This window comes from Capnocytophaga sp. oral taxon 336 str. F0502 (assembly GCF_000411575.1).
Lineage (GTDB): Bacteria > Bacteroidota > Bacteroidia > Flavobacteriales > Flavobacteriaceae > Capnocytophaga > Capnocytophaga ochracea.
The window spans coordinates 446030-468298 of sequence record NZ_KE150490.1; the positions used below are offsets into that span (position 1 = coordinate 446030).

22 protein-coding genes and 1 tRNA gene are annotated in these 22269 nt (G+C 37.0%); 14 read left to right on the top strand and 9 right to left on the bottom strand.

Annotated features, from left to right (window positions below; translation table 11 throughout):
• The first annotated feature begins 5 nt into the window (after nucleotides 1-5).
• The 9 genes from guaB (at nucleotide 6) to HMPREF1528_RS07715 (ending at nucleotide 9646) form a co-directional block, all read left to right on the top strand.
• Nucleotides 6-1475 carry an IMP dehydrogenase gene (gene guaB / locus HMPREF1528_RS07675; RefSeq protein ID WP_016479292.1) on the top strand — a complete coding sequence of 490 codons (1470 nt, stop codon included), beginning with the start codon at nucleotides 6-8 and terminating at the stop codon, nucleotides 1473-1475.
• Between the two features lie 160 nt (nucleotides 1476-1635).
• On the top strand, nucleotides 1636-2964 hold the full coding sequence (locus tag HMPREF1528_RS07680) for a TrkH family potassium uptake protein (RefSeq protein WP_016479293.1): 1329 nt from the start codon (nucleotides 1636-1638) through the stop codon (nucleotides 2962-2964).
• Between the two features lie 3 nt (nucleotides 2965-2967).
• Nucleotides 2968-3618 (top strand): potassium channel family protein, encoded by a 651-nt coding sequence (locus HMPREF1528_RS07685; protein WP_002672690.1) that lies wholly within the window; start codon nucleotides 2968-2970, stop codon nucleotides 3616-3618.
• Between the two features lie 350 nt (nucleotides 3619-3968).
• Nucleotides 3969-5006: a hypothetical protein gene (locus HMPREF1528_RS07690; RefSeq protein WP_016479294.1), complete on the top strand. Its 1038-nt coding sequence runs from the start codon at nucleotides 3969-3971 to the stop codon at nucleotides 5004-5006.
• A gap of 128 nt (nucleotides 5007-5134) precedes the next feature.
• Nucleotides 5135-5602 (top strand): hypothetical protein, encoded by a 468-nt coding sequence (locus tag HMPREF1528_RS07695; protein WP_002672685.1) that lies wholly within the window; start codon nucleotides 5135-5137, stop codon nucleotides 5600-5602.
• 152 nt (nucleotides 5603-5754) lie between these two features.
• A complete protein-coding gene (locus tag HMPREF1528_RS07700) occupies nucleotides 5755-6045 on the top strand; it encodes an ATP-dependent Clp protease adaptor ClpS (protein WP_016479295.1) in 291 nt (96 codons plus the stop codon).
• 51 nt (nucleotides 6046-6096) lie between these two features.
• Nucleotides 6097-6873 carry a 3'-5' exonuclease gene (locus tag HMPREF1528_RS07705; RefSeq protein ID WP_012796821.1) on the top strand — a complete coding sequence of 259 codons (777 nt, stop codon included), beginning with the start codon at nucleotides 6097-6099 and terminating at the stop codon, nucleotides 6871-6873.
• A 30-nt stretch (nucleotides 6874-6903) separates the two neighbouring features.
• Entirely contained in the window at nucleotides 6904-9102 is a 2199-nt protein-coding gene (locus HMPREF1528_RS07710) for a RelA/SpoT family protein (RefSeq protein ID WP_009419105.1), read from the top strand.
• Nucleotide 9103: 1 nt separating this feature from the next.
• Nucleotides 9104-9646, top strand: a complete 543-nt coding sequence (locus tag HMPREF1528_RS07715; protein WP_016479296.1) for an RNA methyltransferase — start codon at nucleotides 9104-9106, stop codon at nucleotides 9644-9646.
• 57 nt (nucleotides 9647-9703) lie between these two features.
• On the opposite strand, the gene HMPREF1528_RS07720 is transcribed toward HMPREF1528_RS07715, so the two are convergent.
• The 7 genes from HMPREF1528_RS07720 to HMPREF1528_RS12635 all read right to left on the bottom strand — a co-directional run bounded on the left by HMPREF1528_RS07720 (nucleotide 9704) and on the right by HMPREF1528_RS12635 (nucleotide 15963).
• Nucleotides 9704-9776 (bottom strand) — tRNA-Gly (locus tag HMPREF1528_RS07720).
• A gap of 230 nt (nucleotides 9777-10006) precedes the next feature.
• A complete protein-coding gene (locus tag HMPREF1528_RS13075) occupies nucleotides 10007-10141 on the bottom strand; it encodes a hypothetical protein (protein WP_016479297.1) in 135 nt (44 codons plus the stop codon).
• Nucleotide 10142: 1 nt separating this feature from the next.
• Nucleotides 10143-11198 carry a heparan-alpha-glucosaminide N-acetyltransferase domain-containing protein gene (locus tag HMPREF1528_RS07725; RefSeq protein ID WP_016479298.1) on the bottom strand — a complete coding sequence of 352 codons (1056 nt, stop codon included), beginning with the start codon at nucleotides 11196-11198 and terminating at the stop codon, nucleotides 10143-10145.
• Nucleotides 11199-11417: 219 nt separating this feature from the next.
• Entirely contained in the window at nucleotides 11418-13511 is a 2094-nt protein-coding gene (locus HMPREF1528_RS07730) for a carboxy terminal-processing peptidase (protein ID WP_009410250.1), read from the bottom strand.
• A 56-nt stretch (nucleotides 13512-13567) separates the two neighbouring features.
• Nucleotides 13568-14518 carry a hydrogen peroxide-inducible genes activator gene (locus tag HMPREF1528_RS07735; protein WP_002672662.1) on the bottom strand — a complete coding sequence of 317 codons (951 nt, stop codon included), beginning with the start codon at nucleotides 14516-14518 and terminating at the stop codon, nucleotides 13568-13570.
• Nucleotides 14519-14527: 9 nt separating this feature from the next.
• Nucleotides 14528-15442 carry an LLM class oxidoreductase gene (locus HMPREF1528_RS07740; RefSeq protein WP_016479299.1) on the bottom strand — a complete coding sequence of 305 codons (915 nt, stop codon included), beginning with the start codon at nucleotides 15440-15442 and terminating at the stop codon, nucleotides 14528-14530.
• Between the two features lie 362 nt (nucleotides 15443-15804).
• Complete coding sequence (locus HMPREF1528_RS12635) at nucleotides 15805-15963, bottom strand: hypothetical protein (protein ID WP_157464897.1); 159 nt, start codon at nucleotides 15961-15963, stop codon at nucleotides 15805-15807.
• A 177-nt stretch (nucleotides 15964-16140) separates the two neighbouring features.
• Here HMPREF1528_RS12635 and HMPREF1528_RS07745 point away from each other — a divergent pair, with 177 nt between their 5' ends.
• The 5 genes from HMPREF1528_RS07745 (at nucleotide 16141) to HMPREF1528_RS07765 (ending at nucleotide 20453) form a co-directional block, all read left to right on the top strand.
• Nucleotides 16141-16449 (top strand): hypothetical protein, encoded by a 309-nt coding sequence (locus HMPREF1528_RS07745; RefSeq protein WP_002672653.1) that lies wholly within the window; start codon nucleotides 16141-16143, stop codon nucleotides 16447-16449.
• 30 nt (nucleotides 16450-16479) lie between these two features.
• Nucleotides 16480-17598, top strand: coding sequence for a lipid-A-disaccharide synthase (gene lpxB, locus HMPREF1528_RS07750; RefSeq protein WP_016479300.1), 1119 nt, complete (start codon nucleotides 16480-16482; stop codon nucleotides 17596-17598).
• Nucleotides 17583-18371, top strand: a complete 789-nt coding sequence (locus tag HMPREF1528_RS07755; protein ID WP_009419111.1) for a rhomboid family intramembrane serine protease — start codon at nucleotides 17583-17585, stop codon at nucleotides 18369-18371. Before lpxB ends, HMPREF1528_RS07755 begins: the two co-directional genes overlap by 16 nt.
• A gap of 147 nt (nucleotides 18372-18518) precedes the next feature.
• Nucleotides 18519-19925, top strand: a complete 1407-nt coding sequence (locus HMPREF1528_RS07760; RefSeq protein WP_009410256.1) for a TlpA family protein disulfide reductase — start codon at nucleotides 18519-18521, stop codon at nucleotides 19923-19925.
• Between the two features lie 6 nt (nucleotides 19926-19931).
• Entirely contained in the window at nucleotides 19932-20453 is a 522-nt protein-coding gene (locus HMPREF1528_RS07765; protein WP_016479302.1) for a hypothetical protein, read from the top strand.
• A gap of 78 nt (nucleotides 20454-20531) precedes the next feature.
• On the opposite strand, the gene HMPREF1528_RS07770 is transcribed toward HMPREF1528_RS07765, so the two are convergent.
• Both HMPREF1528_RS07770 and HMPREF1528_RS07775 read right to left on the bottom strand, forming a co-directional pair.
• Nucleotides 20532-21227, bottom strand: a complete 696-nt coding sequence (locus HMPREF1528_RS07770) for a 5'-methylthioadenosine/adenosylhomocysteine nucleosidase (protein WP_016479303.1) — start codon at nucleotides 21225-21227, stop codon at nucleotides 20532-20534.
• A 13-nt stretch (nucleotides 21228-21240) separates the two neighbouring features.
• Entirely contained in the window at nucleotides 21241-22251 is a 1011-nt protein-coding gene (locus HMPREF1528_RS07775) for an FAD:protein FMN transferase (protein WP_016479304.1), read from the bottom strand.
• Nucleotides 22252-22269 lie beyond the last annotated feature (18 nt).

Sequence of the window (22269 nt, forward strand, 5' to 3'; positions counted from 1 at the left end):
TTAAAATGAATTTCCAAGATAAAATTATTAATGAAGGATTTACCTATGATGATGTCCTTCTTATCCCCAATTATTCTGAGATATTACCTCGCGAAGTATCGATAATCTCACGTTTTACCCGTAACATCACCCTGAATGTGCCTATTATCTCAGCGGCAATGGACACTGTAACTGAAGCTGCTATGGCTATAGCTATGGCTCGTGAAGGAGGCATAGGGGTGCTCCACAAAAATATGACTATTGAGGAGCAAGCCAAACAAATACGCAAAGTAAAACGCGCCGAAAGCGGTATGATTATCGACCCTGTTACGCTTCCCTTAAACAGCAAGGTGAGTGATGCAAAACGCTGTATGAAAGAAAACAATATTGGCGGTATCCCCATTGTTGATGCTAACGGAATCTTAAAAGGCATTGTAACTAACCGCGATTTGCGCTTTGAACACGATAATAATCGCCCAATAACCGAAGTAATGACCTCTAAAAACCTCGTGATTGCCAACGAAGGCACTTCTATGAAGGAAGCTGAGGGTATTTTACAACGCAGTAAGGTAGAAAAACTTCCCGTAGTAGATAAAAACTACAAATTAGTAGGTCTTATTACTTTCCGAGACATTGCCAACTTGCAAGAAAAATCTATTTCTAACAAAGATAACTTAGGGCGCTTGCGCGTAGCAGCAGCCTTAGGTGTTACTGCCGATGTGGTAGACCGCGCCGAAGCCCTTGTACAAGCAGGAGTTGATGCCGTAGTTATCGATACAGCTCACGGACATACAAAAGGCGTAGTGAACGCTCTTAAAGCCGTAAAAAGCAAGTTTACCGACTTAGAAGTAGTGGTAGGAAATATTGCCACTGCCGAGGCTGCCCTTTATTTAGCCGAAAATGGCGCCGATGCAGTGAAAGTAGGCATAGGTCCAGGCTCTATATGTACTACCAGAGTGGTGGCAGGCGTGGGTTATCCTCAATTATCAGCGGTGATGAACGTCGCAAACGCTCTTAAAGGCAAAGGAATCCCTGTGATTGCCGACGGAGGCATTCGCTACACCGGAGATATTGTAAAAGCTATTGCCGCAGGTGCCAATAGTGTGATGCTTGGCTCTCTGCTTGCTGGCACTAAGGAATCACCGGGGGAAACTATCATTTTTGAAGGCAGAAAATACAAATCTTATCGTGGTATGGGCTCGGTAGAAGCGATGAACCAAGGTAGTAAAGACCGTTATTTCCAAGATGTAGAAGACGACATCAAAAAACTTGTCCCCGAAGGCATTGTAGGGCGCGTGGCATACAAAGGCGAACTACAAGAAAGTATGCATCAGTTCATCGGTGGCTTGCGCGCAGGTATGGGATACTGTGGTGCCAAGGATATTGAAACGTTGCAAGCTGTGAGTCGCTTTGTGCGCATCACCGCAAGCGGAATTACCGAAAGCCACCCCCATAATATTACCATCACCAAAGAAGCTCCTAATTATTCACGTTAATAAACGAATATAACTTCCATAAATGAGGCTGTCTGAAAAGATTAGACAGCCTCATTTATGTAATAAATAACAAAAAAGTGCCTATCAATAATATATTTTGTATTTTTGCAATCTGATATAACAAACTTTTCAGATGGATAAACAATAAAAATTGACCCCAATGTTAAAAAGAATATCCCCTTATAACCTTATAATGCTTTCGTTTATTGGCTTAATAGTCGTAGGTGCTTTGCTTTTGATGATGCCTTTTGCACATACGCCTCAGAAAGATATTTCTTTCCTCGAAGCACTTTTTACAGCTACTTCGGCGGTTACCGTTACGGGTCTTTCGGTGATAGATATAGGTGCGACCTTTACTATTTACGGCAAACTTATTTTACTAGTGCTTATCCAGTTTGGCGGATTGGGAGTGCTTACTATTTCCTCTGTTTTGGTATTGCTCATTTCTAAACGCATTGGTTTTTATACTAAACGATTGGTTGCCGAAGGGCTTAATCACAACAAAAGTTACGATATTTATGCCGTAGCAAAGCGTGTGGTGTATATTACTTTGATTTTTGAAGCTACGGGAGCAATATGTTTGTTTGTTTCTTTCGTTCAAGATTACCCTTTGGGCCAATCGATATTTTTTTCGGTGTTTCACTCAGTATCCGCTTTTTGTAATGCAGGTGTTTCTTTGTTTCCTCATAGCTTCGAAGGCTATACTTACAATGCTTTTGTGAATATTATCATCGCTTTTTTGATTATTTTTGGTGGTTTGGGATTTACAACCATTATTCAAGCCTATGAATACTTGCGAAAAAAGAGACGAAGACTCGATATTAACTCACAATTTTCAATTTTGATGACAATAATATTGCTCGTTGCGGGTACGTTTCTGTTTTTTACCTTAGAATATAAAAACTATCACACGCTTTACGGAAAAACTTTTTTTGGTCAGATGCTTATTAGCTTTTTTCACTCTGTAAGTTTGCGTACAGCAGGTTTCGATACGATTCCGTTGGAGCATTTAAGTAGCGCCACCATTCTTTTTTGCGTAACGTTTATGTTTATAGGGGCATCGCCAAACTCCACAGGTTCTGGCGTGAAAACTACTACTATTGGCATTTTATTTCTCGGTATTAAAACAGCATTACTCAATAAAAACTATATCGAATTCTCAAAGAGACGCATCTCTTGGAAACTCTTTAATAAAGCCTCAGCACTCGTGTTTATTGCGATGATGTATGTGCTTACAATGATTGTAATCCTCACAGCCTTAGAACCCGATTTAGAATTTACCAAAATAGCTTTCGAACTCATTTCGGCATTCAGCACTTGCGGACTTTCTACCGGAATTACCTCACAATTAGGCAATAGTTCAAAATTTATTTTGATATTTACAATGTTTTTAGGCAGGGTAGGACCGCTTACCATTGCGCTCGCCTTATCGAGACCACGAGTTGAAGGAAATTACAAATACCCAAAAGAAAATATTTTAATAGGATAGATTATGAAGAATTTTTTAGTCATAGGATTAGGAGAATTTGGCAAATCGGTAGCCAAAACACTCTATAAGAACAAAGCCACTGTGCTAGCAATAGATTCGCGTGAGGGCGTTATCAAGCAAGCTCTCAATGAAAATATCATCGAAGAGGCAGTGATTTTGGACGCTACCGATGAAATTGCCCTCAAAAACGTAGTGAAAGACGATTTCGACACTGCTTTTGTGAGCGTAGGCGATAATATCCAGGCGAGTATTCTCATTACTTTGCAGTTAAAGGAATTGGGGTTGAAAAATATCATTTGCAAAGCCGTAAACCACACACAAGAAAAGGTTTTATACAAAATAGGCGCTACACAAGTAGTATTTCCTGAGGAATTAATGGGCGAAAAAGTAGCCTATTCCGTTTTGCGACCCACTATTATAGAATATTTTAAGTTTGCCGAAGATTATTTTATCTATGAAGTAAAAGTACCCAAGAGTTATATAGGAAAATCGTTGATGGAACTCAATTTGCGACACAAGTATGAGATAAATATTTTGGCAATAAAGCATTCTGATGGCAAAATGAACGTAACACCCGACCCAAATGCCAAACTTAGCAAAGACGACCTTTTGGTAATACTCTCCAATACCAATGTAATTGATAGAATTGTGTAAAAAAATGCTTTTTTATGCTAAAAAATAGCTTACAGAAGCAATATTTTAGCTTCTGTTGCTATCTCGATAGCTTCCATAATCAAACTGAATGCTTCCATAATCAATATTTTAGATTATGGAAGCAATATTTTTGCTTCCGATAACAATATTTTAGATTGCAGAAGCAATTTATATTGCTTACAGAAACAATATTTTTGATTATATAAGCAATATTTTAGGTATTAATATTGCTGAGGTTTTAAACTTTGGAATTTTTTTTGAAAAAGAGATGTTTTATATTAGCTATAAAAGTTTTAGAAATGATTAAATAATTATATTTATTATTAAATAATTTATAAAAAAATAGAATAATGAAAAGACAAGATGAAATAGAAAAAGTTTATGGAAATAAAACTCACGTAGTTTTATTAGGCGCAGGGGCAAGTTATGCTTCAACATTAAGAAACCCTGAAAAAAATGGTAAGAAATTACCTTTGATGAAAAATATTGTAGATATTGTAGGTTTAACAGATATTGTTAATGGATTGCCTATTGAATATAAAGAATTAAAAGATGATTTTGAAAAGTTATATAGCAAAATTTGTTGTAATGAAAAGTTTAATGAGGAAAAGAAAATAATTGAAGAAAAAATCTATGAGTATTTTGATAGTTTAGATTTACCAGATGAACCAACAATATATGACTACTTAATATTATCTTTAAGAAAATATAAGGATACAATTGCTACATTCAACTGGGATCCATTTTTATATAAGGCTTATCATAGAAATATGCCTTTTGTAGAGAGTCCTGCAATTCTCTTTTTACACGGAAATGTTTCTATTGGATTAGATAAAAATTCTGGAGAGACAGGTCCAGCTGGAATGTATTCTAAAAAAACAAATGCCTATTTTGAACCAACAAAGTTATTATATCCGATAGATAAAAAAGATTATAGTTCAGATGATTATATAAAAAATGTGTGGAAATTATTGTCTAAAAAATTAAAAGAGGCAAAAAGGGTAACAGTTTTTGGTTATTCAGCGCCAGTTAGTGATGTAGAAGCTATAGATTTATTGTCTAACGCTTGGGGAAAACCAGAAGATAGAACAGATGAACAATTTGAGTTTATAGACGTAAGGTCAGAAGATGATATTATAAAATCTTGGAAAAGATTTATCTTTGAATCACACTATGATTATTGTGATAATTATTTTAAAAGTTCTTTAGCTCTTCACCCGAGAAGGAGTGTAGAAAATTATTATCATCGTTTTTTCCCTTTTTCTCCCTCTGAGATGTTTCAAAAAGGGAATAAAGTTCCTAAAAATTTTTCAACTTTAGAAGAATTATGGGAATGGCATAGACCTTTAATTGAAGCAGAAAATAAATTTATGTTAGAACAAAGTTAGATATTAGAGTTGAAAAGAATTGATATTTTCCGTTTCATATAAATTGTTAAACTTTTGTTAAAACATTTGTTTTTCCAAACAAAAATTCGTTCCTTTGTGGCGTTATTAACCCATTAAATATTTTTACTATGGGAAATTTGATAAATGCAACCTTATCAGAAACTGATAAAGAAAGTGTAAAAACAAAACTTTCAGAAGTGCAACAGCTCTTGAACTTTTTAATAGCGTTGCCAGCAGATCAAAAAAGAGGCGGTGCCTCTATGGGACAAAAAAGTGTGGAATTTGTAAACCTCGCTTTGCGTGGCGCCAATCATTTTCCGCAATATTTGTTGCAATCGTTTAACAAAGCTGAGTTTGAAAACGATGTGCATTTAATAGACCAATTGTGGGATATTCGCGTATTGGTAGCTTCCTTGCTCGAAAAGCTCGACGATACTATTTATGCTGCTTCTTCCGATGCTATGCAAACAGCCAACGAGGTATATACCTATTTGAAAACATCGGCTAAGAAAGACGCTTCGGTAAAAGCATTGGTAGACGAAATGGGAAAACGTTACGGCAAGAAAAAAGCTAAAAACGGACTTACCGATAAGTAATGCTATGGTAAAAAAAGGACAAAACGCCAAAAGAAGGCACTTTCTTTTGGCGTTTTTGTGCTTATAACCTTTGCTAAAATCCCATTATATCGGTTAAGTATTTGCACAATTCATTTATTTACTATACTTTTGTATCATCATAAAAACAATTTATGCTACGAAATAATTATCAGGAAGAAACTTTTGACGAAGGTGATGTAACGGAATTTTTGGAAGACGAATGTCATCTCATTTTATACAATGATGATGTCAATACTTTCGACCACGTTATCGATACCTTAGTAAAGGTTTGTCATCACACCTTTGAACAAGCCGAGCAATGCGCTATTATTGTGCATTTCAAAGGAAAATGCGATGTAAAATCAGGAAGTTATAGCTTCCTTAAACCGCTCTGCACCGCGCTTCTTAATGCGGGACTCTCTGCCGAAATAGAAGAAGTATAATTTTTTTATCTTAAACTATTTGGTCTTAACTTTTAACTATTCATTAAAATCGTGGAACTAAAATTATCAAAACCTATTTGTTTTTTTGACCTTGAAACTACGGGCATCGATATTACCAAAGACCGCATTGTTGAAATATCTATCTTGAAAGTCTACCCCAATGGCAATAAGGAAAGCAAAACGTGGCTTGTAAACCCTACTATTCCTATCCCCAAAGCTGCCTCAGATGTGCACGGCATTACCGATGAGCGCGTTGCGGGTGAGCCTACTTTTAAAGAGCTTGCCAAGCAAATTCATAATATGATAAAAGATTCCGACCTTGCTGGCTACAATTCCGACCGCTTTGATATTCCTTTGCTTGCCGAAGAAATGTTGCGTGCCGAAGTAGATTTTGATTTGGGAAACCGCGTATCGGTAGATGTACAAACTATTTTTCACAAAATGGAACAGCGCACCCTCTCGGCAGCCTATAAATTCTATTGTGGTAAAGACCTTATTGATGCGCATACGGCTTCGGCAGATACTAATGCCACTTATGAAATCCTCAAAGCCCAGCTCGACCGTTATGACAACTTAGAGAACAACATCAAAAAGCTCAGCGAGTTTACTTATCGCAAACAAATAGCCGACTTTGCTGGTTTTATTGGTTATAATGACAAAGGCGAAGAAATCTTTACCTTTGGAAAACACAAAGGTAAACGTGTAGAAGATATTTTTGACGAAGAACCAGGATATTTTGGTTGGCTTCTCGGTGCCGACTTCCCGTTGTATACCAAAAAAATCCTTACGGCTATCAAACTCCGCAAATTATCGGCTACTATTAAATAGATTTTTGAAAATCCTCTTTTGTTCTTTGCTATGGAAACAAACATCGACTTAGAAGAAGAAAACAAAGCCATTGCGCGCGAGTATAAAGAACTCTTGCGTATCAGCTATCAAACCCTGAGTGATGAAGATAAAAAGCTCATTCGCTTGGCGTTTGACACCGCTGTTGATGCGCACAAAAACCAACGCCGAAAAAGTGGGGAACCTTACATTTTTCACCCTATTGCCGTAGCTAAAATTGTCGCTTCACAAATAGGATTAGACGCCGTAGCCATTGCGTCGGCTTTGCTACACGATGTAGTAGAAGATACTGACTATACGATTGAAGATATGGAACGGCTTTTTGGTAACACTGTAGCACATATTGTGGAAGGACTTACCAAAATTTCGAGTATGAGCCGTGAAAATGATATCTCTTTACAAGCCGAGAACTTCCGAAAGCTCCTCCTCACGATGAACGACGATGTGCGTGTGATTCTCATCAAAATTGCTGACAGACTCCACAATATGCAAACGATGGATTCGATGGCAGAATACAAACAAGCCAAAATAGCTTCGGAAACACTCTATATTTATGCACCTATTGCTCACCGCATTGGCTTGTATAACATCAAAACAGAATTAGAAGACCTTGCCCTTAAATACACTGACCCCGAGCGCTACAATAGTATCCTAAACAAAATGGAGGAATCCAAAGAAGAACAACAGGAATACATTGAGGCGTTTACCAAAATCGTAGAAACTTCTTTGACGCAACAAAAAATTGATTATTCCATCAAAGGGCGACCCAAATCAATCTATTCTATTTACAGAAAAATGGAATCGCAAGGTGTGAGTTTTGAAGAAGTTTACGATAAATTTGCGATTCGCATCATCTATAAAAGTGAACCAGCCGAAGAAAAGTTTTTGGCTTGGAAAATATACTCTATTGTTACCGACCACTTCCGTCCCAATCCCACCCGATTGCGCGATTGGATTTCCTCACCCAAATCTACAGGTTATGAAGCCTTACACATTACCGTAATGGGGCCAAAAGGCAAATGGGTAGAGGTGCAAATACGCAGCGAACGTATGCACGAAATCGCCGAAAAAGGTTATGCAGCCCATTTTAAGTATAAACACGGCGACCAAAAAGAAGAAGGCATCGAAATGTGGCTTAATAGGTTGCAAGAAATCTTTGAAAACAGCGAGGCAAATGCGGTGGACTTTGTAGAAGACTTTAAACTCAACTTGTATTCCAAAGAGATTTTTGTCTTTACCCCTAATGGCGAGATAAAATCCCTCCCGAAAGGCGCAACACCCTTAGATTTTGCTTTTTATATCCATACAGGAGTGGGCTTAAAAACGCGGGGAGCTAAAGTAAACAATAAATTAGTGCCCTTAAACTATGTGTTAAAGAGTGGCGAAACGGTGGAAATCATCACCGCCGAAAATGTAAAACCTACTAAAAACTGGCTCAACTATGCCACCACAGCCAAAGCTCGTAGTAAAATAAAAAATGCTTTAAAAGAAGAGACAAAAACCGTTGCCGCCGAAGGGAAAGAGATTTTAGTACGAAAATTAAAACAATTGAAGATTACTCTCAACGAAGAAGTGATGAATGAGATGGTGAGTTACTTCAAAACAAAGACGAGCTTAGATATTTACTATCAAGCAGGCACGGGAGAAATCAGCAACCAAATGCTGAAAGACTTTGTATCGCATCGCACGTCTTTCTTTGGCTTATTCAAAAATAAAGCAGTAAAAAAACCTACTGACGAACCCATTTATTCGCCCAACGTTCACTATGATAGCATTGTGTTTGGCAAAGAAGAAGAATCGTTAGACTATACTTTTTCAAAATGTTGCAATCCTATCCCTGGTGATCCCATTTTTGGGTTCGTTACTATCAACGAAGGGGTGAAAGTACACAAAAAAACTTGCCCGAATGCTATTTCGATGCAATCGAATTACGCTTATCGTATCATTCAAGCCAAATGGGTAAAATCTGATGAAAGAGATTTCAAAGTGAGTCTTAAAATTAGTGGTATTGACCGCGATGGACTCATCAGCGATATCTCAAAAGTGATTTTGGATAGCAAATTTGTAAAACTTACCAACATTAATATTGATACCGAAGGTAATGTATTCAGCGGGAAAGTCTCTATTTCTATCAACAATAATGCTACTTTAAAGAAATTGATGCAAGATATTAAGAACATTAAAGGAGTAGATAAAGTAAATAGGCTCTAATATGCGAAAATTAGCAAATAGTGAGCTCAATAGGTTGGATATTGAGCAATTTAAGAAGGCAGAAAAGACGCCTTTAATAGTAATTTTGGATAATGTGAGAAGTTTGAACAATATAGGTTCTGTTTTTCGCACTTGCGATGCTTTTTTAATTGAAAAGATATACCTCTGTGGGATTACCGCCACTCCCCCAAACAAAGAGATTCACAAAACAGCTTTGGGTGCGACTGATAGTGTGGCGTGGGAATATGTAGAAAACACACTTTCGGCAGTAGAAAAGCTAAAAGAGCAAGGTGTTTATATTATTAGCATTGAGCAAGCTGAAAATTCTACAATGCTGAATGATTTTCAGCCTAACGGAAAGCAAAAATATGCTATTATCTTTGGCAACGAGGTAAAAGGAGTGGAACAAGAAGTGGTTTCAGCTTCTGATGAGGTGATAGAAATCCCACAGTATGGTACTAAACATTCTCTGAATATTTCGGTAAGTGCAGGAATTACTATTTGGGAGTTAGCAATGAAGCTCAAGAAGCATACAATGTTATAAAAATAGAAATGATAAACAAAAAGCCTGATAACATATTGTTATCAGGCTTTTTTGTAGAGCGGGAGACGAGGTTCGAACTCGCGACATTCAGCTTGGAAGGCTGACGCTCTACCAACTGAGCTACTCCCGCAATTACAATGATATAAATGATTTTTCGAGTGCAAATATACGGGCATTTGCTATTATATTCCAAATTTTTTAAAACTTTTTTATTGTGTTTTCTGTAAATAAAAAAGTAAAGACTTATAAATCAATGATTATTTTTCTCATTACTTTTCTTCTGATAAAGATAAAGACAAACGAATGAAGATAAAATTTTACGTAAAGTTTTTAAATGTATATTTTTACTAATTTTTATCTTTATTTATAAGTAGCTAAACTTTCTAAAAGTAGCGAAACAAGTTCTTTATGACTGATTTTCATTGTGGAACTTGCAATACTGATAGGAGCTCCATACATTTTCTGACTGCTGGTAAAGATTTCTATGGCTACCATTTTATTTCTCAATGGTTTTCTTGTTTAAATATTTTTCTTTTATATATTTGCTGACTTTGTGATAATAGAATGAAAGAATTAAAATACCTATCACAAAGGCAATAGCACCTATCACAGCTTGGGTAGGGTTTAAGCTTTTATGAAGATAATAATCTAAGTTGAAATATGGAATAAAGTGATAGAGCGCAATACTGTGAATGATGTAAATAGAAAGGGTGTTTTGCCCTATACGTTGTAAAAAATGGGCAGTAAGTACATTTCGTAAGATTGCAAATACAGCAAATGTCCAAAGAGTATCACCCATTCTCAAAAAAAGAAAGCCATTGTGTGCTAAACTTTCAAAGTGTTCCCACCCTGTAATGCTATATAAGAAGTGAAAAGTGTGATATTGGAAGTGAAAAATGGCTCCGATGCCAATAAGTAGTAGTGTATATACTGTATATAAGTGTTTGGCGTTTCTGTAATAGTAAAAAAGCGATCCCATAAAGCCTCCTAAGGTTACAAAGCCTAACCACGGAAAAATGGTAAAGAAAGTACCGTATTTCGGAGTAAAGTAATTGGCTACTACTTGAGGTAACCAAGAGTATTCATATTGGTTATAGGTCTCGTTGAAGGTGAAAAGTAGTAAAGTAATGCCGATGAGCATTGTAGGAAGGAAATGCCTCACGTGATTTCGAGCTAATAAGTAGAGTCCCACCATTATGATGAGAGCTAACCCTATACAATGCAAAATATCTACAAAATAGATGCTTTTCCGCAAAATACACGCCACAGCTATAAGCATTAATCCGCGTTTTGCTCCTTTCTTCACACGTGGGTTCTTGAGTCCTACACCACTGCGTTCGCCTTCTCGAATGAGCAAATAGGTAAAGATAAAGCCTGAAATGGTAAGGAATACAGGTGCGGTAATACCTGTGAAATAATGCCAAATATGATAGTAAGGGTTACTTTCGTCACAGTATGGTTCAGCAAGTAAAGCGGTGATGAAATGCCCTTGTAACATCATACAGATGGCATAAGCGCGTATTACATCGATAAATATCAGTCGTTGTTTCATTATATTTTTATAGTCTATTATCTATGGTCTATTTTTCCTTTTGTAGTGGGGGTGGTTCTTATTTCTATATATAATACTAAGTATCTTAAAACGCATTTCTATTTAGGTAACAGACAAAATGTAGTGCAAAGGTATAACAAATTTCCCATATACCCAAAATAAAAACATTGGCAAAGCTCCTCGCTCTGCCAATGTTTTTATAATGTATTACTTATTGTCTTATTTGTTCAAATCTTCCAATACTTTCACAGCTTCATCTATATACACATCTTTTTCAAGACTTTCGTGCCAACGATCACGACGTAATTTCAAGTCTTCACTGTTTTTTATTTTAGCCTCATCAGAAGCTACTGAAGTGAATTTCAAGTTAGATTTGTAATCGTTAATTGCTTTGAACTTTTTAGATTGCTCTTCGTTTTTCTCAATTACTTTTTTGTAAGCCTCGTAGTTGAGAGGAAAAACATTGTCTTTCTGTTGCTGTTTTATCCATCGAGCGTTTTCGTCAATCAGCTTTAAGTATTGATTTTCACTGATGCGTTTTTTGCTGTTTTCTATCGCCTTATCAAAGTTGGCATTGTTAGTCCAAGGAGTGTACTTAGCAGGCTCTATTTTATCCCAAGGCATAGCGTTGGGCATATCGCGTTCGCCTATGTCAATATATTTGTATTTATCAGGCACTACGATATCGCTTTCTACACCTTTTAGCTGGGTAGACCCTCCGTTGATACGATAGAACTTCTGAATAGTAATTTTTATAGCACCAAGGTCGCCGTAATTGTTTTGGCGCAAGAAACTATTAAGGTCTACAAAACTTTGTACAGTACCTTTACCAAAGGTTTGTTTACCACCTATGATGATAGCGCGTTTGTAGTCTTGCATAGCCGCTGCCAAAATCTCTGAGGCTGATGCCGAAAGCTCATTGGTAAGAATTACCAGCGAACCGTCCCATTGTGTTTTAGGGTCGTTGTCAGAGAGTACATCACGACTTCCGCGTGACGATTTTACCTGTACGATAGGCCCCTTAGGAATAAATAAACCTCCTATATCCACTACTGTTTTTAAGGAGCCCCCTCCATTGGTACGTAAATCTACAATAAGTCCGTCTATATTCTCTTTTTTGAGCTTTTCTATTTCAAGAGCCACATCAGTTGCAGCATTGCGTTGGTTTACATCTTCAAAATCAATATAGAATTTAGGTAAGTTGATAAGTCCATAGCGTTTACCATTAGCCGTTATCACTGCCGATTTGGCATAAGTTTCTTCAATCTCTACCACATCGCGAATGATGGACACTACTTCTATTGTGCCGTCTACGCGTTTTACGGTAAGGCGTACTTCAGTGCCCTTAGGCCCTTTAATAAGTTTTACCGCATCGTCTAAACGCATTCCTACTACATCTACGGGTTCACCGGCTCCTTGTGCTACTTTTAGGATTTGGTCGCCTACTTCAAGGAGTTTACCTTTCCATACTGGCCCTCCCAAAATCACATTGGTAATAGCAATTCCATCAGTCTTCTTTTGTAATTGTGCTCCTATACCTTCAAACTTACCCGACATATCTCGGTCGAAACCTTCTTTGATGTCTGGTGCCATATAGTTGGAGTGGGGGTCGAAAGTCTCAGTAATAGCGTTCACAAACATACTGAACCACTCTTCACGAGTGATGTCGTTGTACATACTGAACATATCAGCCAATGTCTTTTGGGTAGCTTCTATCGATTCTTTTTTGAGCACCTCATTGGTTTTAGGCTGATATTTAGCGTCCTTTTCTTTCTTGCTTGCTTCTTCCTTTTGTTTAGTGATATAAGTGGAAAGCGTAGTGAAAATAATTACTTGTTTCCAGCGGTTTTGTAACTCAGCTTTGTTCTTTACAAAAGGCAACTTCTCATAGTCGGTATTAATCGTTTCATTGGTATTCAGGTTGATAGGTTTAGCAAAGATAGCTTTGGTAATTGCTTCTGCTTCTTTCATACGTTGTTTGAGGCGTTCGTAAGAAAGGTTGAAGAATGCAATTTCTCCGTTTTTCAAATCGTCGTCCAAACGGTTTTCGTACTTTTTAAACTCGTTGATATCCGATTGTAGAAAATAACGCTTCTGCCCATCAATATTATTCAAATAACTGTCAAATACTTTCTTAGAGAAAGCATCGTCCATTTTTATCGGACTAAAATGCGCGTTTTCCAGTACGTGTTGTACAATGTCCAAAAGCACTCTATCCTTGTCTTTATCTGGATTGTCAAATTTCTTACTTGTAAAACTACAAGACGCAAATGAAATAAATAATAAAAATAATACTGCTGAAATATTTTTCATTCTAAAATTGTTTTTTAATAATTTAGCTAACTTTCAATTCTTAGCTCTTAGCTTTATCAAATTCTGTGCCTTTCTCTTGTTGGGCTGATAATTTTTACATTTTGGAAAACAATAGCCCCTCGTATAACCCCTGCAATAGTGTCGTGTAAAGCTTTGATGATTTGCATTTTTAGTTCGTTTTTGTGATATACCAAGCTGATTTCGCGCGCAGGGTAAGGCTCAGCGAAATAGTGAATGCGTTTCTTTTCTTCCTCTTTCAGTTCCAAAGAGTGTAAATATGGTAACAAAGTCATTCCTAAGCCTTCGTTAGCCAAGCGTACCAAGGTTTCAAAACTACCGCTTTTTAGTTGGAAGTGCTCTTTTGAGTCTATCACATCTTGGTTGCAGATATTCAGTACACTGTCCTTAAAACAATGTCCGTCTTCAAGCATCAATATATCGTTGATATCCAAATCCTCAGAATAGATAGTCTTAGAGTTTTGCAAACGGTGATTTTGTGGAATATAAGCCACAAAAGGCTCATAGTATAACGGTCTTTCTACTATCGACGGATTGTGCAGAGGGGTTGCCAAAATCCCTGCATCATAACTCCCGTCCTCTATCTTTTTCAAGATGTTTTCAGTAGTTTGCTCCTCAATTTTTAGGCATACCTTAGGGTATTTATTGATGAAATTAGCGAGAAACATAGGTAGTAGAGTAGGGGAGACGGTAGGGATAATCCCCACGCGAAACTCACCTCCTATATATCCCTTTTGTTGTGCCACTATATCGTTCATTCTCCCCGCTTCATTTACGATTACTTGGGCTTGCTTAACGATTTGTTCTCCTATTTCAGTAACCTGTAAAGGCTTTTTGCTCCTGTCAAAAATAGTAACCCCCAACTCTTCCTCCAATTTCTGCACTTGCATACTCAAGGTAGGCTGGGTAACAAAACTGTGTTCAGCAGCGGTAGTAAAGTTCTTGTACTTCGCCACAGCCAACACATATTGGTATTGAGTAATGGTCATAATTTGCGTTTATTTCAAGTGTGGCAATACTTCTTTTCCTATTTCTTCAAGCACTTCACTTGCAGGGCGAGAGCAGTATTTTAGTACGAGCATAATATGGTTAACCCCTATTTTCCCGAGTTCTAAGAACATATCCAATAAATAGTTACGTCCTAAACGGAAACCTAAGTCCATTTTCTCTGGTTCAAAATCAGGGTCATCTTTTAGGTCAATATACACAGGTTGAATATAAGGTTTAGGAGGTTCTCCTTCTTGTTTAAGAGCTTTGTGCCAGTCTTGTATTACCTTCTTTGTGAAAGCAAAATCTCTTGGGTAGTAAATCCACCCGTCCGAGTTTTTCGCAATCCATTCCAAATTCACTCCTCCTATGTGCCCTGTAGCATACATTGGTATATTTTTATGCAAGGGCTTAGGCACTACATCACCCATTTTTTCCATTAGGGTACCATACTCATTGTTGTAGGTAGGGAACTCTTTGCTCCATAAGTCGCGTAACATAGCCATATGCTCCAATACACGAGTACTCCGTGATTCATAAAGTTCATTAAAAGCAGGATATTCTACAGGTCGGTCACCAGAAGCAACTCCCATCATAAAACGCTTCGGAAATAGCACGTCAAGACTCGCCGAAGCTTTGGCTACGTGTAAAGGGTGACGCAGTGGTAGTATTACACTCGCAAAGCCAAACTTAATACTTTGGGTAAGAGTAGCAATGTGTGCCAAATATATCCACGGGTCAAACATTTGTCCTACTTCGTTAAAATCAGGAGTGTAGAGGGGAATGTCACGCACCCACACAGCATTAAAGCCTAACATTTCAGCTCGCTGAATGAGTTGTACTTGGTTTTCCATCTTAGGAATAGCCCCTTCGTATGCTTCAATAGGTAGTAGTAAACCAATAGATAATTTGTGTGCGTCTATCATAATGATGAGTTTGTTTAGAACGGCAAAAATAAGAAAAAATAATGTATAAATTCACTAATATCGAAAATCTTTTTTACTCATATATAATATCTATTGATTTTCAGTAATATATAGCCCTTTTTACAAATCTCTAATCACCCTTTCTTTATCCTTTCAAAACCAACTTTTCTACCTTCATTCTTTATTTGCCCGTGCGGTTTAGCCCCTCTTTCCAAAACGAACTCTGCCAAAGTTTCAAATTTTGCCAAAGTTGAAATCTACTAATCACCCTCTTTTTATCTTCATTTTAGCTTTTACTTACCCCCACTTTTCCTTCGTCTTTTGTTCGTTCATTGTTCGTTCATTGTTCGTTCATTGTTCGTTCATTGTTCGTTCATTGTTCGTTCTTTGTTCGTCTTTTGTTCGTCTTTTGTTCGTTCTTTGTTCGTTCTTTGTTCGTCATTCGTTCGTCTTTTGTTCGTCATTTCTTTATCTGCCCGTGCGGCTCGCACCGTCTTTTGTTCATCATTCCTTCGTCCCACTTTTCCGTTACTACACTCCCTCTCCTTGGGAGAAGTCTCCGAATAGGAGAGTATGTGACTGGGGAGAGGATATTCCCTTCATCTTTTCATTATCTGCCCGTGTAGCTCACACCAATTTTGATATACCAAAAATTTGCCATACCTTTGCACTATTAATTCCAAAAAACAATTTGTATTATGGCAAGAAGTCGAAATGTTATTTTAAACGGACTCTCTGGTATGATTGGTAAAACGTTCGTTTTCCGAAAAGTTAAAGGACAAACAGTAGTCTGTAAAGCCCCTTCTAAGTCCCGCGTACCAGCTTCCGAAGCTCAATTAGGCTGTCGCACTAAGTTCCAAGAAGCCGTGCGTTATGCTCAGCTCGTCCTTAAAGACCCACAGCTCAGGGCTTCCTATGAAGTATTACCTAAGGTCAAAAAAGGTACCTCATCAGTTTACCACGCTGCTATCACAGCGTATCTAAACAATACCGCTATTAAAAACTAATAATGTATTAAACTTTCAAACCGCAGAAAAATGAAGTATTATATTATAGCAGGCGAGGCTTCTGGTGATTTGCACGGTGCTAACCTAATGAAAGCCCTATTAGAAAAAGACCCAAAAGCCGAATTCCGCTTTTGGGGGGGCGACCAAATGCAACAGGTGGCAGGTACACAAGTAAAGCATTACCGAGACCTCGCTTTTATGGGCTTCTGGGAAGTGATTACGAACCTGCGCACTATCTTGCGCAATATCGATTTCTGTAAGAAAGATATCACCCAGTTCAACCCCGATGTTCTTATTTTTATAGACTATCCCGGCTTTAATATGCGCATTGCCCAATGGGCTAAACAACAACATATCCCTACTCATTACTACATCTCACCACAAATATGGGCTTGGAAAGAGAACCGCATAAAAGCAATCAAACGCGATGTAGATTTTATGTACGTCATACTCCCGTTTGAAAAAGATTTCTACGAAAGAAAACACCAATACCGCGTGCACTTTGTTGGTCATCCTTTGCTCGATGCTATTGCACAGCGCAAAGAAGTAGATGAGCAGACTTTTAAAAAGGAAAATAACTTAGATGTGCGCCCTATTATAGCACTCTTACCAGGTAGTAGAAAGCAGGAAATAGCCAAGATGCTAAAAATAATGCTCTCTATAGTCGATGATTTTCATCAGTATCAGTTCGTAATAGCAGGAGCCCCCTCAATTGATTATCACTTCTATAAACGTTTTATCAAAGAAGAAAACGTGCATTTTGTAAGCGGTAAAACTTATGATTTGCTTTCGGTATCTTATGCAGCGCTTGTGACCAGTGGTACGGCAACCTTAGAAACTGCCTTGCTCAACGTCCCCGAAGTGGTGTGCTACAAAGGCAATTGGATTTCCTATCATATAGCCAAACGCATTATCAAGCTCAAGTACATTTCGTTAGTAAACCTCATTATGGATAAGCCTGTGGTTACTGAGCTTATTCAAGGTCACCTTACTAAAAAGAATTTAGAAGCTGAGCTTAACAAGCTCACTACTTATAGGCACCGTTACGAAGTGTTTAAAGATTATGTTTTGTTGAGAGAAAGGTTAGGCGGAGAAGGTGCAAGCGAAAAAACAGCCTCATTAATATTACGTCAATGTCAGGAAAATTAAACACAGCTAATAGCGTAATTGTGGTATGTACATTGCTATTGGGTATAAGCAAACTTGTAGTGTATACTAACAAAGTAACACAAGAGCAGCTTAACCAGTGGCTATGTATGCCTCAATCGTTACCTCTGTTTTTAAAACAACCTTGGACGCTCATTTCTTATGCTTTCTATCACGTAAGCATTCAACACCTATTTTGGAATATGCTCCTATTATTTTTCACAGGGCATATTTTCTTCAATCTCTTTAACGGAAAACAATTTGTAAAAGCGTATAGCTTTGGGATTATAGGTGGCGGAATCACTTTTCTAACCATAGGTTACTTCTTCCCCTCCTTCACTGATAATACGATGCTCTTAGGAGCTTCAGCTGCTGTTATGGGAGCCTTAGCCTTTGTGGTAACCCTGTTCCCCTCCTATAATGTCTATATTTTTACCTTTAAAATAAAATTGCTGTACGTTATATTGGCTTTTATCCTTTTCGATATACTCAATATATCAGTAAACACAGGAGGTAAGATAGCCCACTTCGGAGGTATTTTAGGAGGGATATTCGCAGGACTTACTTCAAAGTACAGTTTTCGTATTCCTAAAAAAGCAAAAACGCCCCAAGAAGAGTCTCCTAAAAAAGAGAAGAAAGTCGTTTCAGAAGAACAACAGATACGAGCACATCAGGTCAATCAACTGTTAGAGAAAATCAGTGCCAGTGGTTATGCAAGTTTAACCGACCAAGAAAAGAAATTCCTCTTTGAAGTGAGCAAGGAGAAAGAAAGCTAATTTGCTATCAATGAGAGGCTAATTCAAACAGCGAATTACTAATAAATGTTAATATTTAGTAGTGGGTATATTTTTAACATATTCTTAACTCACCGTGTTTAGATAATGTTATACTTTTGCCCCAAAATAGTTGAATGCTTATTGGTGATGAAGATGAATCGGCTAATATTATGGGTGCTTTTTAGCACTTTAATCGCTTGCAAGGGTAAGCGTAATGAGCCTACTATAATAAGTGGCTTTTTCCCTAATGCAAAGGACTCTTTTGTTGTTCTATACAGCAATGATACTCCTATAGATACTGCTTATTTAGATAAGAATAAAACTTTCCTGTTTAACCTAAATATAACCGAAGGAGAGTTGTTTAACTTTGAAACAGATGGTAAGTATCAATATGTGTATGTAGAACCTAAGGACAGTGTGGTAGTGTATGCCAATGCACTCAGTTTTGAAGAAAGTATCTCATTCTCGGGTAAAGGCTCTGCTATTAATAACTTCTTACTCTCACAATCTAAGATGTCAGATGCGCAAGAAGAAGTTTTTAGGAAGTTTCATTCTTTGCCACCTATGCAGTACAAAAACAAAAGTGATTCCTTATATCAAGATAGAAAACGGGAGTATGATGATTTTCTCAAACTAAATCCTCAGCTCACCGAGAAAGCAAAAGATTTAGCCTTAGTAAGCGCTACTTTTCCTATCTATAAGGAAATGGAGATATATCCTTTTGTTTATCAAAATAAGAACAACATTTCAATCGTAGATTTACTACCCTATAACTTTTACGACTATCGTAAACAAATTAATTATAACGATAGCTTTTTAGAGTATTTCCGACCCTATTATAGGTATATGGTAATGTATGTCAATAATCTGGCTTTTACTCAATACACCTATGATACTCACACTTTGGTAGATGTAAGTAGGGAATTAGGGTTTCATTTGCAAAAGATTAAAATCATCGATAGTCTTTTTACCAATGGAAGTTTGAGAGATAACCTATACCGAAATGCAGCTTATGCCTATATTTTTAATATCCAAGAGCACACCGAGTATAAAGATTACTTCGATAAATTTGCTAAGTATAACAAAGATAACAAGTATAAAGCCGAATTAGATAAGGTATTTAGAAACGTAATAGCACTACAAGCGGGAAGAATTCCTCCCGATTTTGATTTGATTAATGCAAACGGTGAACCTACTAAGTTTTCGGAAATACAACAGCCGGAGGTAACTATTTATTACTTTTGGTCAGTCAATCAGAAAGAGCTTTCCAAACTTATCTTTGGAAGAGTGAGTCAGTTAAAGAAGCTATTTCCCAATGTAAAGTTTGTAGGTATTGATATAGGGCAGGATAAAACCCAATGGCGCAAACAAATCTCAAATACCGATTGGACTGACCAATATCACTCTATCAATTTTATAGATTTGTCGCAAAAGTTTTTAATTAATAATATTAACAAATCAGTAATTATAGATAAAAATGGACGTATCATATCGGCTTTTGAAGATATTTTCAGTCCAAACTTAGAAAAAATATTATTATCAAAAGAATCTTAATTATTTATGTCTGACCAGATTATTACCTTTATTATGTATTGTGTTCCGGCTCTTATTGTAGGAGCGGTAGCCTTTTATTTTTTTAGAATACATATTGAAAATGAAGATAAAAAGCGATTGTTTCTTCTTCATAAAGAAAATCAAAAATACACAATGCCTATCCGCTTACAAGCATACGAGCGAATGACACTTTTCTTAGAGCGAATGTCTCCTCAACAACTATTTTTGCGCATTCCTCCTCATAACTTTTCTAAGAAAGAGTATGAAACATTGCTTGTAAACTCTATTGATGAAGAATTTGAACATAACTTAGCACAACAAATATACCTCAGTGAAAAGCTATGGAATATTATTCGTACTGCTAAAATGGCTACTATCCAAATAATCCGTAAGGTAGCCCTAACCGAAGACGTAAAAGACTCACAAGCTATGGTAGAAGCTATATTTAAAGAGTTTGTAGAGAAAGCCACTCCTTCGGCTAATGCACTAAGTCATTTAAAAGAAGAAGTACGTCAATTTTTAAAATAGGAATATTTCTATAAGTATAAAAAAATAAGGGATTGAATTATGTAATTCAATCCCTTATTTGTTATATGTGTACTTTTCCTATGTTTCAGAGATAGAGGCTAAGAATGCTTTTATAATAGTTGCAGACAGTTTGCCTGCTTCTACTACAAAAGTCTCATATGATACCGCATTCCCTTCGCCTGCCTTATCAGAAATAGCGCGAAGCATTACAAATGGAATGTTTAATAAATAGCAGGTTTGAGCAATAGCTGCTGCTTCCATTTCTACGGCTTTTGCTTTAGGGAAGGTATTAGCAATTTCTTGTAGTCGGGTGGGCGAGGAAATAAAAGAGTCTCCACTTACTACTTGTCCGTAGTGAAGTGTATGGCTGTATCGTTCGGCTACTTGTTTTAGTCTTTCTGTCCATTGCGTGTTAGCAATAAAGGCAGGAGGCATTTGTGCTTGCTGACCTATTTCATACCCAAAAGCCGTAACATCTACATCGTGGTAGCGTACTTCAGTAGCTAAGATTATATCGTGTACCGAAGTATCACCTAAGCCTCCGGCAGTACCTGTATTAATAATAAGCGATGGATTGTATCTCTCTATAAGTAAAGTGGTCGCAACTGAAGCACTTACTTTACCTATACCTGAAAGTAATAATACTACTTCTATCCCATTAAGAGAACCTTCATAAAAAACAAAACGCCCTATTTTAGTTTCTTTGCAAGACTCAGTAGAAGTTCTTAAACTATCTATCTCAAGCTCCATTGCACCTATAATTCCTATTTTCATAAATAAAAAATCTTTACTGAATTATTAATTCTTCAAAAGCCTTTGTCTTAAAGGTAAGTTCTTCGTTTCGTTCGTTACTATACACTAAAAGTACAGCCATATTGGGGTGTTTTTCTAAGAAAGCTTTGCTCTTTTCCAATCCCATTACCATAAACATAGTAGCATATCCATCAGCAAACATAGTAGAAGGAGCAACTACTGTAGCACTGAGCACATCACTTTGGGTAGCGTGTCCGGTAATAGGGTTAATAGAATGTACATATTTGCGCCCATTACTATCTGTCCATACTTTGCGATAGTTACCAGAGGTTGCCAATCCTTGATTGGTAAATTGTATAGTAGCTACCAATTCGCGATCGTCCAAAGGTTTGATAGGGTTTTCTACGCCTATCGTCCACGCTTTGTTCTCTATGATGTTCCTTCCTTTCAGATACATCTCACCTGCTATCTCCACTATATAATTCTCAATACCTTTTGAGCTGAGGAAAGCCGCAACTACATCGGAGGTATAGCCTTGTGCTATGGCATTAAAGTCAAACAGTATTTCAGGAGATTCTTTTTCAATATGGTTATCAGCTGTGAGATGTACTTTATTAAAGCCTACATATTTCTTCAGTTCTGCTATTTTTTCATCTGTGGGAAGTTTATCCTCAGTTATCTTTTGTTTACCGAACCCCCAAGCATTTACTAATACACCTACCGTAGGGTCAAACAAACCTTCACTTTCTTGCCATATTTGCTGAGAGGCTTCAAAAACCTTCCTGAAATGTTCGTCTACCACTACATTTTTATCTCCTGCATTGATTTTAGAAATGTCAGAATCTGGTTTATAGGTAGACATAGACTTATCTATCACTTGTAAAATAGAGTCTATGGCAGGTTTTAAGTCTTCTTTAGTTTTGCTAATGTACTTAATGTGATAAGTACTACCTTGTGCTTCTCCACTTATAAGATGAATTTCATCTTTTACAGAAGGCTGGCAAGCTACTAAACCTATTGCGATACTTAAAAATAAATATTTCATTATTTAATTATTAAAATT

What these genes read in the sequence shown, in the direction of transcription:
- guaB (WP_016479292.1), top strand. Translation starts at nt 6, where the DNA reads ATGAATTTCCAAGATAAAATTATTAATGAAGGATTTACCTATGATGAT.
- HMPREF1528_RS07680 (WP_016479293.1), top strand. Translation starts at nt 1,636, where the DNA reads ATGTTAAAAAGAATATCCCCTTATAACCTTATAATGCTTTCGTTTATT.
- HMPREF1528_RS07685 (WP_002672690.1), top strand. Translation starts at nt 2,968, where the DNA reads ATGAAGAATTTTTTAGTCATAGGATTAGGAGAATTTGGCAAATCGGTA.
- HMPREF1528_RS07690 (WP_016479294.1), top strand. Translation starts at nt 3,969, where the DNA reads ATGAAAAGACAAGATGAAATAGAAAAAGTTTATGGAAATAAAACTCAC.
- HMPREF1528_RS07695 (WP_002672685.1), top strand. Translation starts at nt 5,135, where the DNA reads ATGGGAAATTTGATAAATGCAACCTTATCAGAAACTGATAAAGAAAGT.
- HMPREF1528_RS07700 (WP_016479295.1), top strand. Translation starts at nt 5,755, where the DNA reads ATGCTACGAAATAATTATCAGGAAGAAACTTTTGACGAAGGTGATGTA.
- HMPREF1528_RS07710 (WP_009419105.1), top strand. Translation starts at nt 6,904, where the DNA reads ATGGAAACAAACATCGACTTAGAAGAAGAAAACAAAGCCATTGCGCGC.
- HMPREF1528_RS07715 (WP_016479296.1), top strand. Translation starts at nt 9,104, where the DNA reads ATGCGAAAATTAGCAAATAGTGAGCTCAATAGGTTGGATATTGAGCAA.
- HMPREF1528_RS13075 (WP_016479297.1), bottom strand. Translation starts at nt 10,141, where the DNA reads ATGGTAGCCATAGAAATCTTTACCAGCAGTCAGAAAATGTATGGAGCT.
- HMPREF1528_RS07725 (WP_016479298.1), bottom strand. Translation starts at nt 11,198, where the DNA reads ATGAAACAACGACTGATATTTATCGATGTAATACGCGCTTATGCCATC.
- HMPREF1528_RS07730 (WP_009410250.1), bottom strand. Translation starts at nt 13,511, where the DNA reads ATGAAAAATATTTCAGCAGTATTATTTTTATTATTTATTTCATTTGCG.
- HMPREF1528_RS07735 (WP_002672662.1), bottom strand. Translation starts at nt 14,518, where the DNA reads ATGACCATTACTCAATACCAATATGTGTTGGCTGTGGCGAAGTACAAG.
- HMPREF1528_RS07740 (WP_016479299.1), bottom strand. Translation starts at nt 15,442, where the DNA reads ATGATAGACGCACACAAATTATCTATTGGTTTACTACTACCTATTGAA.
- HMPREF1528_RS07745 (WP_002672653.1), top strand. Translation starts at nt 16,141, where the DNA reads ATGGCAAGAAGTCGAAATGTTATTTTAAACGGACTCTCTGGTATGATT.
- lpxB (WP_016479300.1), top strand. Translation starts at nt 16,480, where the DNA reads ATGAAGTATTATATTATAGCAGGCGAGGCTTCTGGTGATTTGCACGGT.
- HMPREF1528_RS07755 (WP_009419111.1), top strand. Translation starts at nt 17,583, where the DNA reads ATGTCAGGAAAATTAAACACAGCTAATAGCGTAATTGTGGTATGTACA.
- HMPREF1528_RS07760 (WP_009410256.1), top strand. Translation starts at nt 18,519, where the DNA reads ATGAAGATGAATCGGCTAATATTATGGGTGCTTTTTAGCACTTTAATC.
- HMPREF1528_RS07765 (WP_016479302.1), top strand. Translation starts at nt 19,932, where the DNA reads ATGTCTGACCAGATTATTACCTTTATTATGTATTGTGTTCCGGCTCTT.
- HMPREF1528_RS07770 (WP_016479303.1), bottom strand. Translation starts at nt 21,227, where the DNA reads ATGAAAATAGGAATTATAGGTGCAATGGAGCTTGAGATAGATAGTTTA.
- HMPREF1528_RS07775 (WP_016479304.1), bottom strand. Translation starts at nt 22,251, where the DNA reads ATGAAATATTTATTTTTAAGTATCGCAATAGGTTTAGTAGCTTGCCAG.